Source organism: Pseudomonas glycinis (assembly GCF_054871425.1).
Genome location: NZ_JBTYHF010000003.1, coordinates 172,127 through 190,247 on the forward strand (window position 1 = coordinate 172,127; position 18,121 = coordinate 190,247).

11 protein-coding genes and 2 tRNA genes are annotated in these 18,121 nt (G+C 59.5%); 6 read left to right on the top strand and 7 right to left on the bottom strand.

Going from position 1 to position 18,121, the window contains the following annotated elements; genetic code table 11:
* Positions 1–52: 52 nt before the first annotated feature.
* Together ACYSTU_RS08460 and ACYSTU_RS08465 are read left to right on the top strand one after the other, a co-directional pair.
* Positions 53–2,692, top strand: coding sequence for a hypothetical protein (locus tag ACYSTU_RS08460; protein WP_498997429.1), 2,640 nt, complete (start codon positions 53–55; stop codon positions 2,690–2,692).
* Positions 2,693–2,883: 191 nt separating this feature from the next.
* A complete protein-coding gene (locus ACYSTU_RS08465; protein ID WP_498997430.1) occupies positions 2,884–7,398 on the top strand; it encodes an NEL-type E3 ubiquitin ligase domain-containing protein in 4,515 nt (1,504 codons plus the stop codon).
* A 38-nt stretch (positions 7,399–7,436) separates the two neighbouring features.
* On the opposite strand, the gene dnaB is transcribed toward ACYSTU_RS08465, so the two are convergent.
* The 7 genes from dnaB to rnr form a co-directional block, all read right to left on the bottom strand.
* A complete protein-coding gene (gene dnaB / locus ACYSTU_RS08470; protein ID WP_016771936.1) occupies positions 7,437–8,834 on the bottom strand; it encodes a replicative DNA helicase in 1,398 nt (465 codons plus the stop codon).
* 119 nt (positions 8,835–8,953) lie between these two features.
* Complete coding sequence (gene rplI / locus ACYSTU_RS08475; RefSeq protein ID WP_003221136.1) at positions 8,954–9,400, bottom strand: 50S ribosomal protein L9; 447 nt, start codon at positions 9,398–9,400, stop codon at positions 8,954–8,956.
* A gap of 18 nt (positions 9,401–9,418) precedes the next feature.
* Positions 9,419–10,312 (bottom strand): hypothetical protein, encoded by an 894-nt coding sequence (locus ACYSTU_RS08480; protein WP_016771937.1) that lies wholly within the window; start codon positions 10,310–10,312, stop codon positions 9,419–9,421.
* Positions 10,313–10,348: 36 nt separating this feature from the next.
* Positions 10,349–10,579 (bottom strand): 30S ribosomal protein S18, encoded by a 231-nt coding sequence (rpsR, locus tag ACYSTU_RS08485; RefSeq protein ID WP_002551829.1) that lies wholly within the window; start codon positions 10,577–10,579, stop codon positions 10,349–10,351.
* A gap of 29 nt (positions 10,580–10,608) precedes the next feature.
* Positions 10,609–11,031, bottom strand: coding sequence for a 30S ribosomal protein S6 (rpsF, locus tag ACYSTU_RS08490; RefSeq protein WP_016771938.1), 423 nt, complete (start codon positions 11,029–11,031; stop codon positions 10,609–10,611).
* A gap of 305 nt (positions 11,032–11,336) precedes the next feature.
* Complete coding sequence (rlmB, locus tag ACYSTU_RS08495) at positions 11,337–12,101, bottom strand: 23S rRNA (guanosine(2251)-2'-O)-methyltransferase RlmB (protein ID WP_024011372.1); 765 nt, start codon at positions 12,099–12,101, stop codon at positions 11,337–11,339.
* Positions 12,098–14,728, bottom strand: a complete 2,631-nt coding sequence (gene rnr, locus ACYSTU_RS08500) for a ribonuclease R (RefSeq protein ID WP_024011371.1) — start codon at positions 14,726–14,728, stop codon at positions 12,098–12,100. Before rnr ends, rlmB begins: the two co-directional genes overlap by 4 nt.
* 225 nt (positions 14,729–14,953) lie before the next feature.
* On the opposite strand from rnr, the gene ACYSTU_RS08505 reads away from it, so the two are divergent.
* The 4 genes from ACYSTU_RS08505 to ACYSTU_RS08520 all read left to right on the top strand — a co-directional run bounded on the left by ACYSTU_RS08505 (position 14,954) and on the right by ACYSTU_RS08520 (position 18,068).
* A tRNA-Leu gene (locus ACYSTU_RS08505) sits at positions 14,954–15,040 on the top strand.
* A gap of 180 nt (positions 15,041–15,220) precedes the next feature.
* A tRNA-Leu gene (locus tag ACYSTU_RS08510) sits at positions 15,221–15,307 on the top strand.
* 185 nt (positions 15,308–15,492) lie between these two features.
* Complete coding sequence (locus ACYSTU_RS08515; RefSeq protein WP_016771941.1) at positions 15,493–16,503, top strand: extracellular solute-binding protein; 1,011 nt, start codon at positions 15,493–15,495, stop codon at positions 16,501–16,503.
* Positions 16,503–18,068, top strand: a complete 1,566-nt coding sequence (locus tag ACYSTU_RS08520) for an ABC transporter permease (RefSeq protein WP_122601479.1) — start codon at positions 16,503–16,505, stop codon at positions 18,066–18,068. Before ACYSTU_RS08515 ends, ACYSTU_RS08520 begins: the two co-directional genes overlap by 1 nt.
* Positions 18,069–18,121: the final 53 nt, after the last annotated feature.

Sequence of the window (18,121 nt, forward strand, 5' to 3'; positions counted from 1 at the left end):
CCCGTCGCACTCCCAAGAGCAGCGGGGCATTAAACGAAAAGGAAGACAGGCAATGGCACCCAAACCGCCAACCAGAGGCATCACGACCGTCTCGGTTCATAACCCGCGACCCGATTATTCGATCACCCGGCCTGGTTTCACGGCGCTTTTCGATGGCGGACCGGGGCACAGAATTCCCACACGCCCGACTCCCACAACGGTATCGACATCGATCGATCACGGACTCAACCGCATTACCTCCGTGCCTGCGCGGGCAACGGTCAGCACGACAACGGCCGCCGAATCGGCTGCAGTTGTGCATGAGCGGCCCTTGGGAGATTACTGGATCACTTCGCTGGTCGTGTTGCCGTCAGCCAATGCCGAAGGCATTTCGACGCTTAAGGGACGTCAGTATGTCCAAGTGCCTGAGGGTGGCACCGTGCAGGTCGGTCTGGACCCCGCCAGCGGTCTTTACCGGGCGAAATTGCCCAGCGAATTGCACCCGTCCGGTCCGCTGTTGCAGTTCGATGCCGAGAGCCGTCTCTGGCAACCCGTCGATACCTGGGCGCCATCGACCTATCCGCTATCCCCGAGCCGGCTCGAGGCGTTTCGCACCGATCTGGATTTCAGCACGGCCGAGCCGGGCGGCGATGGCCTGTTGCGCTTCAACGGCAAACTCTATGTGCAGATCGAGAATCAGGCCTATCAGGTCTTGCATGATCTTGATGCATCAGCGCCGCAGAGGGCGGTCATGCGCATCGTTCGCCCCGACGATCCCATCGCCAGCGATGCCACGAATGTTTACGTCGCATCCCGTCCAGGCAGGTCGGAACCGATCATTTTCGACGCTCGCTACGGCTGGCGAGGGACCAGTGTAACGGGGGCAGCCGGGATGCAGAGAGGGACAGGAGTGGCGCCCTCAGAGCTATGGCAGCGGGTGGAGGTCGGAATCAGACTTGGCCACTTCAACAAGCGAATCGAGCAGGACACCGCTAAAAGTGAACACCTGAAGGAGGTGTGGCGCAGCATCAGGGAAGCGGGGGGCGAGCGCCCAGAAGCGGTCAAGCGCGAAACGATGGCGCTGCTTGATCGTGAATTACACAGCCACCAGGCGCTGAGGTCCCTTGCAAAAGCAATAAAATTCCATACGCAGCAAAAACCCGCGGTCCGGCACTTCATAAAGAAGGAAGGCTACGACAAAAAAATGATTGCGATGCACAAGATCCAAATGAGCTTCTACGATCAATTGGTCGAATGCGGCTTGACCCGCCATGCGCTGGGAGGTCCATTGATCGACATCGACAGGCTCCCACGAACAGTCAACGTCCTGGGGAAAATTCTCGGCCATATGCGAGAGCGCCAGCACATTGCCGACAATCTGGTGAACACATGGCGGGTCGCGCCGGACGAATTCAGTGCATACGCTCTGACACCAATGGACACTCACGACGTCGTGGCTTCGTGGGTATTGGCCAAAAGCCTGATGCTGGACGACCATCAATCAGACGGAAACTACCCTCAGGCCTCCGAACTGGCGACCAGATTTGGTCAGGTAACTTTCGTGTATGGAGCGCTGGGTAAAATTCCGGAGACTTCGCACCCTGCGATATTGCGTGATCTGCTCCAGGAATGCACAGCCCTTCGCTACTGGTACGAGCGCCTTGATCTGACACCCGATGAGCAGCACGCAACGTCACGCACGGCTATCACCGCCGAGCTGAAAATATTCGAAGAGACGCTGACTCATCGCCTGTTCCAATATCAACGCCAGCCTGATCTCCCGGCGCTGCCGATCAACGATCAGGCCATTGATTTCGAGTATGTTCCGGAGCAGGACAGATCCGGTTTCCAACCGCCACCCAAGCGCATTTTCAAGGCAAAGAAACACGGTATTTACAAGATCCATGTCGGCGAGTCCCGACGTACCGCGCACAACGAAGAAGTCATCGATGTACGCAGTCTGCACGACCCGCAACAGCCAGTGCAGACCTATGAACAAAGAGCTGGTGAGTGGCACCCCGTCCGCGCAACGCAGGACACAACCCTGCCCGACCTGACTCTCAGAGCCAATCAGCACCTTGAGCAAACCGACGCACATGTGCGCGAAGCCCGGCGCGAAGAGTCGCGCAAAAACCATCCGGACAACATTGTCGAGATGCTTGAGCGCAAGGCCGGGGCAATGGATGAGATCGCACTCCAGCTTCGGCGACAGGAGCCCACCGATGGCGAAACAGATGCGCTGATCCAACGCCTGCAGGACACCAGTGAACGCCTGCGCAGCGAGGGCGAAAACATTCGTGTCCGGATCTACAAGGACATACATTTTCTGAGCCCCGACCGAATGTTGTATCTGATCGACAAGGGCGAAGTACGTGCGCAGAAAATCGAGACCCGGTTGAAACGCGGCAAGGGGCAGAATCGAGACTTTATCGACGTCTATCTACTGACGGATGCGCATACCTACGACCCCCTCTGGCACGCGCACTTTCATTACGCGAAACCGGATACGCCCGATCTCAACTTCAATGTTTCCGGCGCGCACCTGAAAACCCTTGAGCAAAGCCGCATGGGTGTGCGTTCGCAGCGCCGGGAAGAACGGGCGCAGCGGCCACACAAACCTATCTGGCGCGCCGCCCTCGATGGCCACGCAGCACAGAAAATTTTCGACCTCGCCGCCACCTCTTTCCATCCCGAGACACATCATCAGGCATGACGCCGAACCGGCCGGCAGCGTCCGTTGCGGACGCGACCGCTCAATCACTACAAGGAACGTAAGACATGCGCAGCAAAACGCCGCACCCAGTTAGTCCCCCCGGTAATTTTCATCTTCGACCGGATACATCCGCCGATGCCATCCCGCAGCGTCCCCTCCTCACGCCGCGCCCCAGTCTTGACCCAACCGCGTTGAGCGGCCCGCCAATCCGCGCGAACCGGCGCACGGACAGCAACGATCCTGATGCGATCATCCCGGCGCCGAATGTCACAGTGCATGCGGCTGCATCAGCGCTGCAAACCATGGTCAACACAGGCCACCCCGTCGAGCATTACCGCCTCGCTGTCGCAACCGGCTTGCCTGACGCCGACGCCGAAGGCCTGAGGACATTCAAGGGTCGTCACTACGTGGAAATGGCCGACGGCGGTTTCGTGCAGGTGAGCAAGGATTCGCCGAGCGGCCTCTGGCGCGCCGGGTTGGCGAGCGAATCGAAGCCCTCCGGACCGCTGATGCTGCACGATCCGGAGAGTGGCAGGTGGCATGCGCTGGAGTTCTCGCCGCCGAGCACCTTCGCTTTATCGGTGACACGCCTGCAAGCGTTTCGCACGCCGTTCGACTTCAGTCATAGCTCACGCGACAGCGATGGGCTGTACCGCCATGACGGCAAACTCTACGCAGTGATCGACAATCACAGCTATCAGGTCCTGCACGATCACGATGCTTCGACGCCTCTGACCGAGGTGATGCGCATCGTCCGCCCTGAAGATCCTGTCGCCGCTGACGTCGACAACATCTACAGCGCTACGCGCCCGGGCAGATCAGAGCCTGTCGTATTCGATGCCGATCAGGGCTGGCAGGGCATCGTGGTCGGCGGGGCCGGCGGGATGCAGCGCGGCAGTGCCGACCAACCTGCTTCGCCGGGGCTGCGCGAGCGGCTCAATGCCGCGGTCAATCGACTGCGAACGCCCCAGTCGCGACTGCGAAAACTCTATCCATCTCTGGACAGCGAGCAAATCCGCACGCTGTTGCGCACCCAGGGTGACGATGTACCAAGCTTTTTGACGCGCCTCGAGAATGAATACAAGACCCTGAAGCTGGAGCTGGCGACCTGGTTGAAAACCAGTGAGCTGGCCGGCGGGGCGACCCATCCCTCGGTGGAGCGCGCCGCGCAAGAGATCAAGCGCTGCTGGAAACGTCAGACAGGAACAACGTTGCAACTGGATCTTGGCGACGCAGGCATTGTTCCGCTGTCCGCAGATTTCAGCCATGTACGCACGCTGCACTTGCAGGCGGTCGCCTGGTCGGAGGGGGGCGAAAACTTCCTCAAGGGGTTCACTGCCCTGGAGCGTCTGAAAATCAACGCCTCGACGCTCGCCAGGCCGCCGGCGGACCTTGCGCAAATGCCAGCCCTCAAGGAGTTGGACCTGCGAGCGAACCACATTGAACTGAGCGACCAGACCGCCAGCGAGCTGGCTTCGCTCAGCCAACTGGAAAAACTCGACCTGTCGGACAACCCGCTGGGCAAGGCCCCGGATTTCAGCGGCATGCTTGAGCTCAAGTCAGTGGGTCTGCGCAATGCACAACTGGATGACTGGCCAACCGGATTGCAGCATCAGTTGGCGATGGAGTCGCTCGATCTGCGCAATAACCGATTGCGTGAAATTCCGCAGACAGTCATCAGCCCGGCGAGTGATCAATTGCTCGCCATAGCCAACATCAACCGCATCACCCTGATCGAAGGCAACCCCTTTGCCAGCGGCTATTGGCGGCGGCTGGAAGTCTACTGGCAGCGGGTTACGGCCGAATATCCGGCACTGATCAACAGCGCCCGCACAGGTGCATTCCGGATTGATGGCGACATCCCTGAAGTCGCCATGCTGCTGCAGATGTATCCGGACAAAACGCCACAAACCGCCCGGGAATACCTGATTGGCCTGGGGGACAGTGCAGAAGCCACGATCAGCCAGCGTTTCGCAGAGTTCAAGGCGCTCGATGCGCAACTGCTGGCCTACGTCGCCGACAGCCAGCCGGGAACATCCAGCGTGGCCGGCCGGGAAAAGGCTCGGGCAGAACACATTGCCCGGATCATCAAGGACTGCTGGCTCCAGCAATCGCCGCACCTTGCGCTGCCACCACTGAAAGGACCGCTACCGCCACTGACTGCCGACTTCAGTCGGTTGACGTTGCTCACTCTTGATAGCGTCGTCTGGTCCGACACTGCCGACACGTTCCTGTCGCGGTTGCCGAATCTGGAGAACTTGACGATCAGCCATTGCGGTCTGGAAAAATTGCCCGCAGAGATCAGCGCGATGAGCCGGCTCACCCACCTGAATCTGACCTCAAACCAGATAAAACTCGATGAGAACAGCGCTGGTGCATTGAGTGCATTGCATCAGTTGGTCAGCATCGACCTGTCGAACAACCCACTCCAGATGCTGCCCGATTTCAGTGCGATGTCCGGGCTGCAGACACTGGGCCTGAATAACACCGGCATCAGTGAGTGGCCCATCGGCCTGGCTGACAAGATCACCTTGACCGGCCTCGACCTCAGCAACAATAAACTGCGCGAAGTCCCCGACGCACACATCAACCCGCCAGCCGATCAATTGGCTGTGGTCGCGCGGATCAACAACCACACGCTGCTTGAAGGCAATGACTTCCCTTCGCCTTACTGGAGGAAGTTCGATCGCTACTGGCGAAAACTCAACGAACTGCATCCGCAGTTGATGACTCCGGCCCACCCCGCTGTATTCGACAGTGAGAACTCGCGCGCGCAGCGCTACCGAAAACTGTTTCCGAGCAAAAGCATCAAGGAATGCCGGGAGTTTATCTGGAACCATGACAAGGCCACTGTCGCGACCAGGCTGTTGGAGCTCGAGCAGGATTTCGCCGTGTTGAAAAACCAGCTGGATAACTGGGTTTTTTCGGGAGGCAGCAATCCTCTGCGCTATATCCGCGTCAATCAGTTGCAGATCAACACCCAAACCCGCAATGAGCGCATCGAGGCACGGGATCGGATCATCAGTTGCTGGCGACGTGAAACGCCGCAGAAACACGCCTTCGACGGCACGCCGATAGGTCTGGAACTGGATTTGAGCGGCCTCACGTTGCCGACCCTGCCGGATCTGAACACCGACTTCAGCCATGTCGGCTCGCTCAAACTCAACAACATGAATCTCACCGAATCCCCGGAAGGTTTTCTGACCCGCTTCCGCCATTTGCGCTGGCTGAACATGGCCAACAATCGTCTCAGGGATCTCCCGCCGGCCATCGGCGAAATGCACGGGATGACCCGTCTGTTCCTGCAGGGGAATCAACTCGAACTCACCGCCGAGACAGCGCAGATACTGGCCGGAAGAACGACCTTGAGGGCCTTGTGGATACACGACAACCCGCACTTGAACGTGAGCCCGGATTTCAGCGCGATCACTGATATCCGCGAAGTCGACATGTCAAACACCAGCATCGGAAGCTGGCCAGCCGGACTGTTCGATCAGCCCCTGTTGGGAAGGATACTTCTGAACAACAACCGGATCACGAACCTGCCCAGCTTTGTCGTCGCACCGGCAGCGGATCGCCTGAGGCATTCGATTCAGGTCAACAGCGGCACTCAGATAAGCGATAACCCCCTGAACGAATACACTCGAGAACGCCTGGCCGGCTACAGTGAGCGGCTGCGCCACTCCGCAACATCGCTTTACAATCCTCTGAACCTGCTGACCACTTCTGCCCCGGCAGCCCGCCCACAGCCGGCGCTAATGAACGCTGCGTCGGCCTATCCGCAGTTGACCATCGGTATGGCGGCAACCGAGGCGACGAAACGCACCGCGCAGCTGGACAGACTGAAAGCACAGGACGGCTCGGATGGCTTTTTCAACATCATTTCCCGACTCGGCCACCACGCCGATTTCCGTCGGCAGGTCTGGGACGTGGTCGATGCCATCAGCGAGAACAACGTGCAATCACGCGCTCTGCGCAGAGATGTTTTCGATCGCGCCTGCGAAGCCGGCTGCACTGACCTTGCCGCCGCCACGTTTACTGACCTGCAAGTGCTGACCATGACGCATACGGCCAGAGTGCAGGCAAGGCAAGACGGGGATGGCACTCGCCTGGTGGATCTGTCCAGAAGTCTGTTCAGGCTAAGGCAGGTCGATGAACTGGCCGCAGCAGATATCGCTGCGAGCAGGACAATCGCCAACGATCCACAGGCTCCAGCGCGTGAGCGCAATACCCAGCGCCTGCGCCTGAGCGACCCGCATGAAATGACCATGGCCTACCGCTTTGGCCTCAAGGATCGGCTGCAGTTGCCGTTTCAGCCGCAGACGCTGTCCTTTATCGGCATGGCCGGCGTCACACCGCCCATGCTGGAAGTCGCCTACCGTAAAGTCATCGCCTTGAACGGCTCTCCCGAAGAGTTTCAGGCTCTGGTGTCGATGGAATTCTGGCAGGACTTCATCACGCACAAATATCCGTCCCGGTTCGACGCCGCACGTCAGCCTTATCAACAGAGACAGGCGGCACTGGACGAGCAATTCGCGAAAAAAGTACTGACCCGGGCCGAATACGACGCGCAAACCAATGACGTCACTGCACAGTTGGCCATTATCGAAGCGACGCTGATCCAGTCACTGACGCGCGAGGAAATTCGCCCCGGTGAGGCAGTTGAAAAGCCTGCCAGCAGCGAGACGGCAGTTTCGGCCGATTGAAGCAGGCCAAGACAGCAGCCGGATGATCCGGCCTGCTGTCATTCGTCGTCGTCGAAGTTGTAACTGCCTGGTGCGAGGTTTTCGAAGCGCGTGTATTTACCGATGAACGCCAGCCGAATGAAACCGATCGGGCCGTTACGCTGCTTGCCGATGATGATTTCGGCGATGCCCTTGTGCTCGGTTTCCGGGTGATACACCTCGTCGCGGTAAACGAACATGATCACGTCGGCGTCCTGCTCGATCGCTCCGGATTCCCGCAAGTCGGAGTTCACCGGGCGTTTGTTCGGGCGCTGTTCAAGGGAACGGTTGAGCTGCGACAGCGCCACTACCGGACAGTTGAATTCCTTGGCCAGGGCTTTCAGGGATCGCGAGATCTCGGAAATCTCGTTGGTGCGGTTGTCACCGCTGGACCCGGGAATCTGCATCAGTTGCAGGTAGTCGATCATGATCAGGCCGACATCGCCGTGCTCACGCACCAGACGACGAGTGCGCGCGCGCATTTCCGAAGGACTGATGCCGGCGGTGTCATCGATGAACAGTTTGCGGTCGTTGAGCAGATTGACCGCCGACGTCAGGCGCGGCCAGTCGTCGTCTTCGAGTTGGCCGGAACGCACCTTGGTCTGGTCGATTCGGCCGAGCGAAGACAGCATACGCATGATCAGCGATTCGCCTGGCATCTCGAGCGAGTAAACCAGCACCGCTTTTTCGCTGCGCAACACGGCGTTTTCCACCAGGTTCATCGCGAAGGTGGTCTTACCCATCGACGGTCGGCCGGCGACAATGATCAGGTCGGACGGCTGCAAGCCGCTGGTCTTCTCATCGAGGTCGGTGTAACCCGTAGACAGACCGGTGATCGCGTCGGCGGTGTTGAACAACGTGTCGATGCGGTCGATGGCCTTGGTCAGCAGCTCATTGACGCCGACCGGGCCGCCGGTCTTGGGCCGCGCTTCGGCGATCTGGAAGATCTGCCGTTCGGCTTCGTCGAGGATTTCTTCAGCGGTGCGACCTTCCGGGTTGAAGGCGCTGTCGGCAATCTCGGTGCTGATGCCGATCAATTGGCGCAACGTCGCACGCTGGCGGACGATCTGCGCATAGGCCTTGATGTTGGCGACGGAAGGCGTGTTTTTCGCCAGTTCGCCAAGATAGCCGAGGCCGCCGACTTGCGACGTCTGGCCTTCCTTGTCCAGCTGTTCGGCAAGGGTCACGACGTCGATCGGCGAGTTCTGATCGGCCAGTTTGGCGATCGCGCGGAAGATCAGGCGGTGGTCATGTCGATAGAAATCGCCGTCGGAGACTTGATCGAGCACGCGTTCCCAGGCGTTGTTGTCCAGCATCAGACCACCGAGTACGGCCTGTTCAGCCTCGATGGAATGCGGCGGCACCTTCAGGGCAGCGGTTTGCAGATCGTATTGCTCGGGAGCGGAGATATCGTTCATGGCCACTTGAGTATTAGTGAAAAGCAGGGAATTCAGAAAGACAAAGGGCACGACCTGTAAACAGGATCGTGCCCGATGTTAACCGCCTGACGGACAAGCCGCCAGCCGATCCGTGTTGCTTAAGCTGCTACCACGACAACGCGTACGGTGGCTTCAACTTCGGCGTGCAGGTGCACGGCCACGTCGAATTCACCCACGTTGCGGATGGTGCCGTTCGGCAGACGAACTTCGCTCTTCTGCACTTCAACGCCGGAGGCGGTCAGTGCGTCAGCGATGTCGTGAGTACCGATCGAACCGAACAGCTTGCCTTCGTCGCCAGCGGTGGCAGTGATGGTCACTTCCAGCTCGGCCAGTTGGGCAGCACGGCTTTCAGCCGATGCCTTACGGTCTGCGGCGGCTTTTTCCAGCTCGGCGCGACGCTCTTCGAACGCAGCCAGGTTGGCAGCGGTCGCAGCGGTAGCCTTGCCGAAAGGCAGCAGGTAGTTACGGCCGTAACCGGCCTTAACGTTTACTTTGTCGCCCAGGTTGCCCAGGTTGGCGATTTTTTCCAGAAGGATCAGTTGCATGTGAAAATCCTCTAACTTTTAACCTTCACCGTTCGCGCTGTCGGTGTCTTTCGACACGTGACGACCGCGAAAATCAATCAGGCTGTCGACAATGGCCAGAACCACGAGCAACGGATAGATCAGCTGCATGAACAACAGCAGCGTGACGTACAACCCCACCAGCCAGAAACCGGCCAGTCGCTTCTGCCCGACCAGCCCGTGAATCAGGGCCAGCCCGGCGAACACCAGCGGTACACTGCACAACGGCGTCAACATGGCCATCTGTGCACCGAGATTCGGGCCCAGAAGCATCAACGCCAGCAGTAACATCGCCGGCCCCAGCGGGATGCGGATGGCGCGAAACTCGCGACCGAAACCACCCGGGTTGTACAACAACGCCTGCCAATGCCGCCCGACAATCAGGCTCAGCACGCTGACGATCTGCAACAAGGCCGCAATCAGTCCGGTCAGGACTGGTGCAATCAGGGACGCGAAACGCGCTTGCTCATCGACCGACAATTGCTTGTAGGTCTCACCAAGAAGTGCCGGCATGACCTTTATAAGGGCCTGTGCAAGCATCTCGATCTGGGCCGCAAACGCGACCCCGAGCACCACTGAAAACACCACTCCGATCACTACGCTGACCAGCAGCGTGCGGACCCAGGATTCGCTTGCGCGCAAAACCAACGCAAGCCCCGAAGACCCCAGCAGCACCAGAAGTGCCCGTGGGTCGTCGGCATACAGCCACCAGATCAATGCCGGCAGCAGTCCCAGTGACAGAACGCCAAGGGCGTCCGTCAATCCGCGCCGCAGCAGCACAAGGCTCCCGGCGGCAGCACCCAACCAATACAACAACGGCAATGTTGCACATCCGGCCACCACGAGAGTGGCCTGCATTCGGCCTCGCATGATGAACTCAGCTAAGGCGCGCATGCATTCAATCCTTTGCTACTTGTCGACTGCCCGGTCTCAGCGGCCGTGGCTGTCGGTGTAGGCCAGCAGGGCCAGGAAGCGGGCGCGCTTGATAGCGGTGGCCAGCTGACGCTGATAACGAGCTTTGGTACCGGTGATGCGGCTTGGAACGATTTTGCCGGTCTCGGATACGTAGGCTTTCAGAGTGTTGAGATCTTTGTAATCGATCTCTTTCACGTCTTCAGCGGTGAAGCGGCAGAATTTACGACGACGGAAGAAACGTGCCATTTGATAGGCTCCTTAATAAGGTCCGTGGATTACTCGTCAGCGTTATCGCTGTTGTCGCTGTCATCACTGTCGGTGCCTTCGGCGCCTTCGTGCTCAGGACGGTCGCGACGCTCACGGCGCTCACTGCGGTTTTCTTCAGCCTTGAGCATCTCGGACTGGCCGGTAACGGCTTCGTCGCGACGGATGACCAGGTTACGGATCACTGCATCGTTGTAGCGGAAGTTGTCTTCCAGCTCGGCCAGGGCCTTGCCAGTGCACTCAACGTTCAGCATCACGTAGTGAGCCTTGTGAACATTGTTGATTGCGTAGGCCAGTTGACGACGGCCCCAGTCTTCCAGACGGTGGATTTTGCCGCCGTCTTCTTCGATCAGCTTGGTGTAACGCTCAACCATGCCGCCGACTTGCTCGCTCTGATCCGGGTGGACCAGAAAGATGATTTCGTAATGACGCATGAATGCTCCTTACGGGTTGTAGCCTGCCGCTCAAAAACGGTCAGACAAGGAGTGAATAACACTTATGGACTTGCTGGCGCGGGGCACATGCGTGCCTGCCGTCACAGCAAGGGGCGCAATTGTAGAGAAGGGACTGCGGGGGCGCAAGGCAATTGGTGATTATTTGAACAACCACCGACCTTCCAGACACCGTAACCGAATGTGGGAGCGAGCCTGCTCGCGAATGCGGCCTGTCAGGCAACAATGACGTCGACTGACACACCTCTTCGCGAGCAGGCTCGCTCCCACAGTTGATTGCGTGAAGCTTATTTCTTTGCGGCAGCCTTGGCCTTCGCACCGCGCTGGCGCTGGGCTTCGAACAGGCACACGCCGGTGGCGACCGACACGTTGAGGCTGCTGACGCTGCCGGCCATCGGCAGATTCACCAGATAGTCGCAATGCTCGCGGGTCAGGCGGCGCATGCCTTTGCCTTCGGCGCCCATGATCAGGATGGTCGGGCCGGTGAGGTCCTGGTCATAAATGCTGACCTCGGCTTCACCTGCGGTGCCGACTACCCACAAACCGCGTTGCTGGAGTTTTTCCAATGTGCGCGCCAGGTTGGTCACGGCCACCAGCGGAATCACTTCCGCGGCGCCGCAGGCAACTTTACGCACCACCGGGGTCAGCGTGGCCGACTTGTCCTTCGGCACGATCACCGCCAGCGCACCGGCCGCATCGGCCGAGCGCAGGCAGGCGCCGAGGTTGTGCGGATCGGTCACACCGTCGAGCACCAGCAACAGCGGCGCGCCTTCGGTGCGATCAAGCAACTCGTCGAGCATGGCCTCGCCCCAGACCTGACTCGGGCTGACTTCCGCGACCACGCCCTGGTGCACGCCTTCAACCCAGGCGTCCATTTCGCGACGCTCGGCCTGGCCGACTTGAACACGGTTTTCATTGGCCAGCTCGACCAGCGTCTGCACGCGCGGATCGTTGCGGCTTTCCGCCAGCCAGATCTGCTTGACGCGCTTGGGGTGGTGACGCAGCAACGCTTCTACCGCGTGAACGCCGTAGATTTTTTCCAACTGACTCATGACTTCGCCTTCGGTTTACGCGCCCCGCCACTTTTGGCTGGAGCGGAACCCGCTTTTGGCGGGCCCTTACGGTGTTTGCTCGGCTTGGCTGGCTTGCCGTCGGTCGCCCTGTCAGGCGCCGACCGTCCGGTCTTTCCCCCGGACGCCGCTTTACCACCGTTTTTCGCATCGGCCAGCAAGGCCTTCTTCAATTCACGGCTTTTGCGCAGCTCGGCGTTTTTCGCCACGGCATCGCTCGGGCGATAGGCTTCGGCGACCTTTTCCTTGGCCGGACGACGGCTGGCGGTTTTCGCTGGAGCCTTTTCTTCCGCAGCCTTGGCAGCAGGCGCAGCGGTTTCGGCGCCACGTTTTTTGCGACCAATCGGCGCGCTGATGGTTTTCTCGGCCATCTCGAAGTCGATCTTGCGCTCGTCTAGGTCGACGCGCATGACGCGTACTTCAACGGTGTCGCCAAGACGGAAACTGCGACCGGTGCGCTCGCCCGCCAAGCGGTGATGCACAGGATCGAAGTGGTAGTAATCGCCCGGCAGCGCGGTGACATGCACCAGGCCTTCGACGTAGATATCGGTCAGTTCGACGAACAGACCAAAACCGGTCACTGCGGTGATCACGCCCGGGAACGACTCGCCGACGCGATCCTTCATGAACTCGCACTTGAGCCAGTTCACCACGTCGCGGGTCGCTTCGTCGGCACGGCGCTCGCTCATCGAGCACTGCTCGCCAAGCTGCTCCAGCGCCGCTTCGTCGTACGGATAGATGCGCGCTTTCGGAATGGTCATAGCACCGGCACGACGAACGTGCGGGGTGTCCTGTTTCGAATGGATCACGCTGCGGATCGCGCGGTGCGTGAGCAGGTCCGGATAACGACGGATCGGCGAGGTGAAGTGGGTATAGGCTTCGTAATTCAGGCCGAAGTGGCCATCGTTTTCAGCGCTGTACACCGCTTGACTCAACGAACGCAGCATGACGGTCTGGATCAGGTGGAAATCCGGACGATCCTTGATGCTCGCGAGCAAAGCCTGATAATCCTTCGGCGACGGACCGTCCTTGCCTTTGTGCAGGGACAGGCCGAGCTCACCGAGGAACGCGCGCAGTTTTTCCAGACGCTCTGGCGGCGGACCGGCGTGAACACGATACAGCGCAGGAATTTCGTGCTTCTTGAGGAATTCGGCAGTGGCCACGTTGGCGGCCAGCATGCACTCCTCGATCAGTTTGTGCGCATCGTTACGCACGGTCGGACGGATTTCGGCGATCTTGCGCTCGGAACCGAAGATGATCCGGGTTTCCTGGGTTTCGAAATCGATCGCGCCACGTACGTGACGGGCAGCCAGCAATACTTTGTACAAGGCGTAGAGCTGTTTGAGGTGCGGCACGACGTCGGTGTACTCACCGCGCAATTTGCGCGCTTCGGTCGCCTTCGGCGTTTCCAGCATCGCACTGACCTTGTTGTAGGTCAGACGGGCGTGGGAATGGATCACCGCCTCATAGAAGCAGTAGTCGGTCATTTCGCCGGACTTGGAGATGGTCATCTCGCAAACCATGGCCAGACGATCGACTTGCGGGTTCAGCGAGCACAGGCCGTTGGACAGTTGCTCGGGCAGCATCGGAATCACGCGCTCGGGGAAGTACACCGAGTTGCCGCGAACCTGAGCTTCGTTATCCAGCGCCGAGCCGATCTTCACGTAACTGGAAACGTCGGCAATCGCCACGTACAACTTCCAGCCACCGGAGAACAGACGCAGCTTGCCCGGTTTGGCTTCGCAGTAGACCGCATCGTCGAAGTCGCGGGCGTCTTCGCCGTCGATGGTGACGAACGGCAGATGGCGCAAGTCGATGCGCTTCTCTTTGTCTTTTTCTTCAACTTCCGGCTTGAGCTTGGCGGCTTCTTTCACAACCGCTTCAGGCCAGACGTGCGGAATGTCGTAAGTGCGCAGGGCAACATCGATTTCCATGCCCGGGGCCATGTAGTTGCCGACCACTTCGACCACATCGCCTTGCGGCTGGAAGCGCGGCGTTGGCCAGTGGGTGATTTTCACTTCGACGAACTGACCGATCTGCGCGTTGGCGTTGCGGCCCGGCGTCACCAGCACTTCCTGCTGAATCTTCGGATTGTCGGCAACCACGAAACCGATGCCGCCTTCTTCGAAGTAGCGACCAACGATGGTTTCGTGAGCGCGGGACACCACTTCGACGATCACGCCTTCACGGCGACCACGACGGTCGAGCCCGGAAACCCGGGCCAGCGCACGGTCACCATCGAACACCAGACGCATTTGGGCCGGGCTCATGAACAGATCGTCGCTGCCGTCGTCCGGCACGAGGAAACCGAAACCGTCACGGTGACCACTGATGCGGCCGAGGATCAGGTCGAGCTTGTCTACCGGCGCGTAAGTGCCACGGCGGGTGTAGATCAGTTGAGCGTCGCGCTCCATGGCGCGCAAGCGGCGGCGCAGGGCCTCGATCTGGTCTTCTGTGGTCAGACCAAACTCTTCGACCAGTTGCTCGCGGGCAGCAGGCGAACCCCGATCGGCGAGGTGCGCCAGGATCAGTTCGCGGCTGGGAATAGGGTTTTCGTATTTTTCCGCTTCACGAGCGGCCTCGGGATCGAGGGACTGCCAATCGGCCATTAGAGAGTTTTCACCTTGTCTATATGCGGGTTAGTTTGGCATAGGCGCCGGGAAACGGGAAATTTCCGCTTCTATAAGGCTGTGCAAGGCCTTGTATCGACGCTCGGACACCGTTTTGAACGCCGCTGGTAAAAAAATTCAGTTTTTTCTGCGGCAGGGGTTTACAGTTAAAAAGACGCTCCGTATAGTGCGCGCCATCGACGACGCACAAGCGCTTTCGATGATGCCCAGGTGGTGAAATTGGTAGACACGCCAGCTTCAGGTGCTGGTGACCTTACGGTCGTGGAAGTTCGAGTCTTCTCCTGGGCACCAATTTCGAGTTTGAGACTAGATCAGTTTCAACACTGACACAAAACCCGCGAAAGCGGGTTTTTTGCATTTGCGGTAAAGCTTTTGCTCACACTGATTTATTAAAACCAAATCAGGGGTTTACAGATCAAAAAGGCCTCCGTATAGTGCGCCACATCAACAGCGGCAACGCTTGCGATGATTGCCCAGATGGTGAAATTGGTAGACACGCCAGCTTCAGGTGCTGGTGACCTTACGGTCGTGGAAGTTCGAGTCTTCTTCTGGGCACCAATTCAAATTCAAGGTTCAGGCCTTGGATTTCACAAAAACCCGCGAAAGCGGGTTTTTGCGTTTCTGCCTTCCTGAATTTCGCCATCCCTACAGGATCGGCAGTCGCCCCACAAGGCGCACTTGAGAAACAATATCGTTTATCATTGTTGCAAGTTTTTGCAATGCGACAGTGAGGAACCCTGCGAATGACGTTTCGAAATACCCTGCGCCGAGGCCTGACCTTCACCCTCCTCGGCCTGGCGCTCGCCACTCCCCTCACCCAGGCTGCCGATGCGGTTTCCCTGACTCTCTACAACGGCCAGCACAAGGAAGTCGGCGACGCGATTGCCAAGGCTTTCGAAGCCAAGACCGGCATCCACGTCAACGTGCGCAAAGGCAGCAGCAACCAGCTCGCGAGCCAGATCATCGAAGAAGGCGACCGCTCGCCCGCCGATGTGATCTACACCGAAGAGTCGCCGCCGCTGAACAACCTCGGCGAACAGGGTCTGCTGGCCAAGGCCGATGACGCCACCCTAGCGGTTTTGCCGGAAAAATACGTCGCCGCCAACGGTACCTGGATCGGCGTTACCGCGCGCGTGCGCGTGGTCGCGTTCAATCCGAAACTGATCGATGAAAAAGACCTGCCGAAATCGGTGATGGAATTCTCCGAGCCGCAGTGGCAAGGCAAGGTCGGCTTCGTGCCGACCAGTGGCGCCTTCCAGGAACAGGCAGTAGCAATCATCAAGCTGCACGGTCGTGACGCCGCCGAAGAATGGCTGACCGGCCTGCGCGCGTTCGGCAAGACCTACAGCAACAACATGGTCGCACTCAAAGCTGTGGAAAACGGCGAAGTCGCTACAGTACTGGTGAACAACTACTACTGGTTCGCCCTGCAACGCGAGAAAGGCAAGCTCGACTCCAAGCTGCATTATTTCACCGGCGGCGACGCTGGCGGCTTGATCACCGTGTCCAGCGCTGCCGTGCTGAAATCCAGCAAACATCCAAAAGAAGCCCAGCAATTCCTCGCCTTCATGGCCAGCGAAGAAGGTCAGCGCGTGATCACTCAGACCACCGCCGAATACCCGCTGCATAAAGGCATGGAATCGGATCGCGGCCTCAAGCCGTTCAGCGAACTGGAAGCGCCGAACGTCACTCCGGCGGATCTGGGCAATGCTGAAGAAGCGCTGGAGCTGGAACGCGAAGTTGGCCTGAACTGATGGCAGCATCGTTATCGGCCCCCGCCGCGCGCGGGGGTTACGTGCCAAGACGCAAAAGACCGTCAATCTGGCTGGTGCTGCCGGTATTGCTACTGGTGGTCATGAGCCTGCTGCCACTGGCCTATGTTGGACTGAAAGCCTGGCAGGCCGGCTGGGCCGAGGCGCTGCATTTGCTGTGGCGCCCGTATGTGTTCGGCCTGTTGCGCAACACCTTGGCACTGATGGTCGGCGTGACGGTTACCTGCGCCGTGATAGGTCTGTCGCTGGCGTGGCTGCTGGAGCGCAGCAATCTGCCGGGGCGGCGCCTGTGGGGCGTGATCCTGTGCCTGCCGTTTGCGGTGCCGGCGTTTGTCAGCAGCTTCACCTGGGTGTCACTGAGTGCGCAGTTCGAAGGCCTCGGCGGGGCGATTCTGGTGATGAGCCTGTCGAAGTATCCGCTGATCTTCCTCCCAGTTGCGGCGACCCTGCGCAATCTCGATCCCTCCCTCGAAGAATCCGCCCGCACGTTGGGACAGAATCGCTGGGGCGTATTTTTCCGCGTCACCCTGCCGCTGCTGTGGCCATCGCTGCTGGCCGGTTCGCTGCTGATTGCCCTGCACATGCTGGTGGAATTCGGCGCGCTGTCGATCATCGGCTTGCAAACCTTCACCACGGCGATCTACCAGCAATTCGAACTGGAATTCAGCAATGCCAACGCCGCGATGCTTTCGGCGGTGTTGCTGGCGCTGTGTCTGCTGCTGTTGTGGCTGGAGCTGCGCGTGCGTGGCAAGGGCCGGCATGTGCGCACCGGCCAGGGCGCGGCGCGGCAAGCTGAACAGGTAAAGCTTGGACCGTGGGCGGCGCTTGGTCAGTTGTATTGCCTGTTGCTGGCGATTATCGGCAGCGGCATTCCGTTGGGGATGTTGGCGTATTGGCTGGCGGTCGGCTCATCGGCGGCGTTCCCGGTAGCGGCGATCACCGAGGCGCTGTTGTCATCGCTGGCATTGTCATTGGGCGGCGCGGCGCTGTGCCTGGTGCTGGCGGTGCCGGTCGGGTTGCTGGTGGTGCGCTATAAAGGCCGATTGGCAATCTGGGCCGAACGCCTGCCTTATCTGTTGCACGCGCTGCCGGGCCTGGTGATTGCGTTGACGCTGGTGTATTTCGCCCTGCATTACGTGCCGGTGCTGTATCAGACGTCGGGCTTGCTGCTGATCGCCTATGCGCTGCTGTTCCTGCCATTGGCGCAGGCGCCGATCCGTACTGCGCTGAACAAGGCTGCACCGCAGCTGGAAGAAGCGGCGCGGACATTAGGCGCATCGTCGTTCACCGCGTTTTGCCGGGTGACCTTGCCGATCATTTTCCCGGCACTGGGCGCAGCGTTTGCGCTGGTATTTCTTGATGCGATGAAGGAATTGACGGCAACGTTGCTGCTCAGCCCAACCGGACTCAATACATTGGCGACCGAAGTCTGGGCGCATACGGCGAATGTCGAGTTTGCGGCGGCGGCGCCTTATGCGGCGTTGTTGATTGTGGTCTCGGGGTTGCCGGTTTATCTGCTGACGACGCGGATGTATCTCAGCCGCTAAAAGATCGCAGCCTTCGGCAGCTCCTACATCGGAATTTGCGTTTCCCTGTAGGA

Bases quoted from the DNA above. Each gene is read 5' to 3' on its own strand.
- ACYSTU_RS08460 (WP_498997429.1), top strand. From the start codon at position 53: ATGGCACCCAAACCGCCAACCAGAGGCATCACGACCGTCTCGGTTCAT.
- dnaB (WP_016771936.1), bottom strand. From the start codon at position 8,834: ATGAACGATATCTCCGCTCCCGAGCAATACGATCTGCAAACCGCTGCC.
- rplI (WP_003221136.1), bottom strand. From the start codon at position 9,400: ATGCAACTGATCCTTCTGGAAAAAATCGCCAACCTGGGCAACCTGGGC.
- rlmB (WP_024011372.1), bottom strand. From the start codon at position 12,101: ATGAGTCAGTTGGAAAAAATCTACGGCGTTCACGCGGTAGAAGCGTTG.
- ACYSTU_RS08480 (WP_016771937.1), bottom strand. From the start codon at position 10,312: ATGCGCGCCTTAGCTGAGTTCATCATGCGAGGCCGAATGCAGGCCACT.
- ACYSTU_RS08520 (WP_122601479.1), top strand. From the start codon at position 16,503: ATGGCAGCATCGTTATCGGCCCCCGCCGCGCGCGGGGGTTACGTGCCA.
- rpsF (WP_016771938.1), bottom strand. From the start codon at position 11,031: ATGCGTCATTACGAAATCATCTTTCTGGTCCACCCGGATCAGAGCGAG.
- rnr (WP_024011371.1), bottom strand. From the start codon at position 14,728: ATGGCCGATTGGCAGTCCCTCGATCCCGAGGCCGCTCGTGAAGCGGAA.
- ACYSTU_RS08515 (WP_016771941.1), top strand. From the start codon at position 15,493: ATGACGTTTCGAAATACCCTGCGCCGAGGCCTGACCTTCACCCTCCTC.
- rpsR (WP_002551829.1), bottom strand. From the start codon at position 10,579: ATGGCACGTTTCTTCCGTCGTCGTAAATTCTGCCGCTTCACCGCTGAA.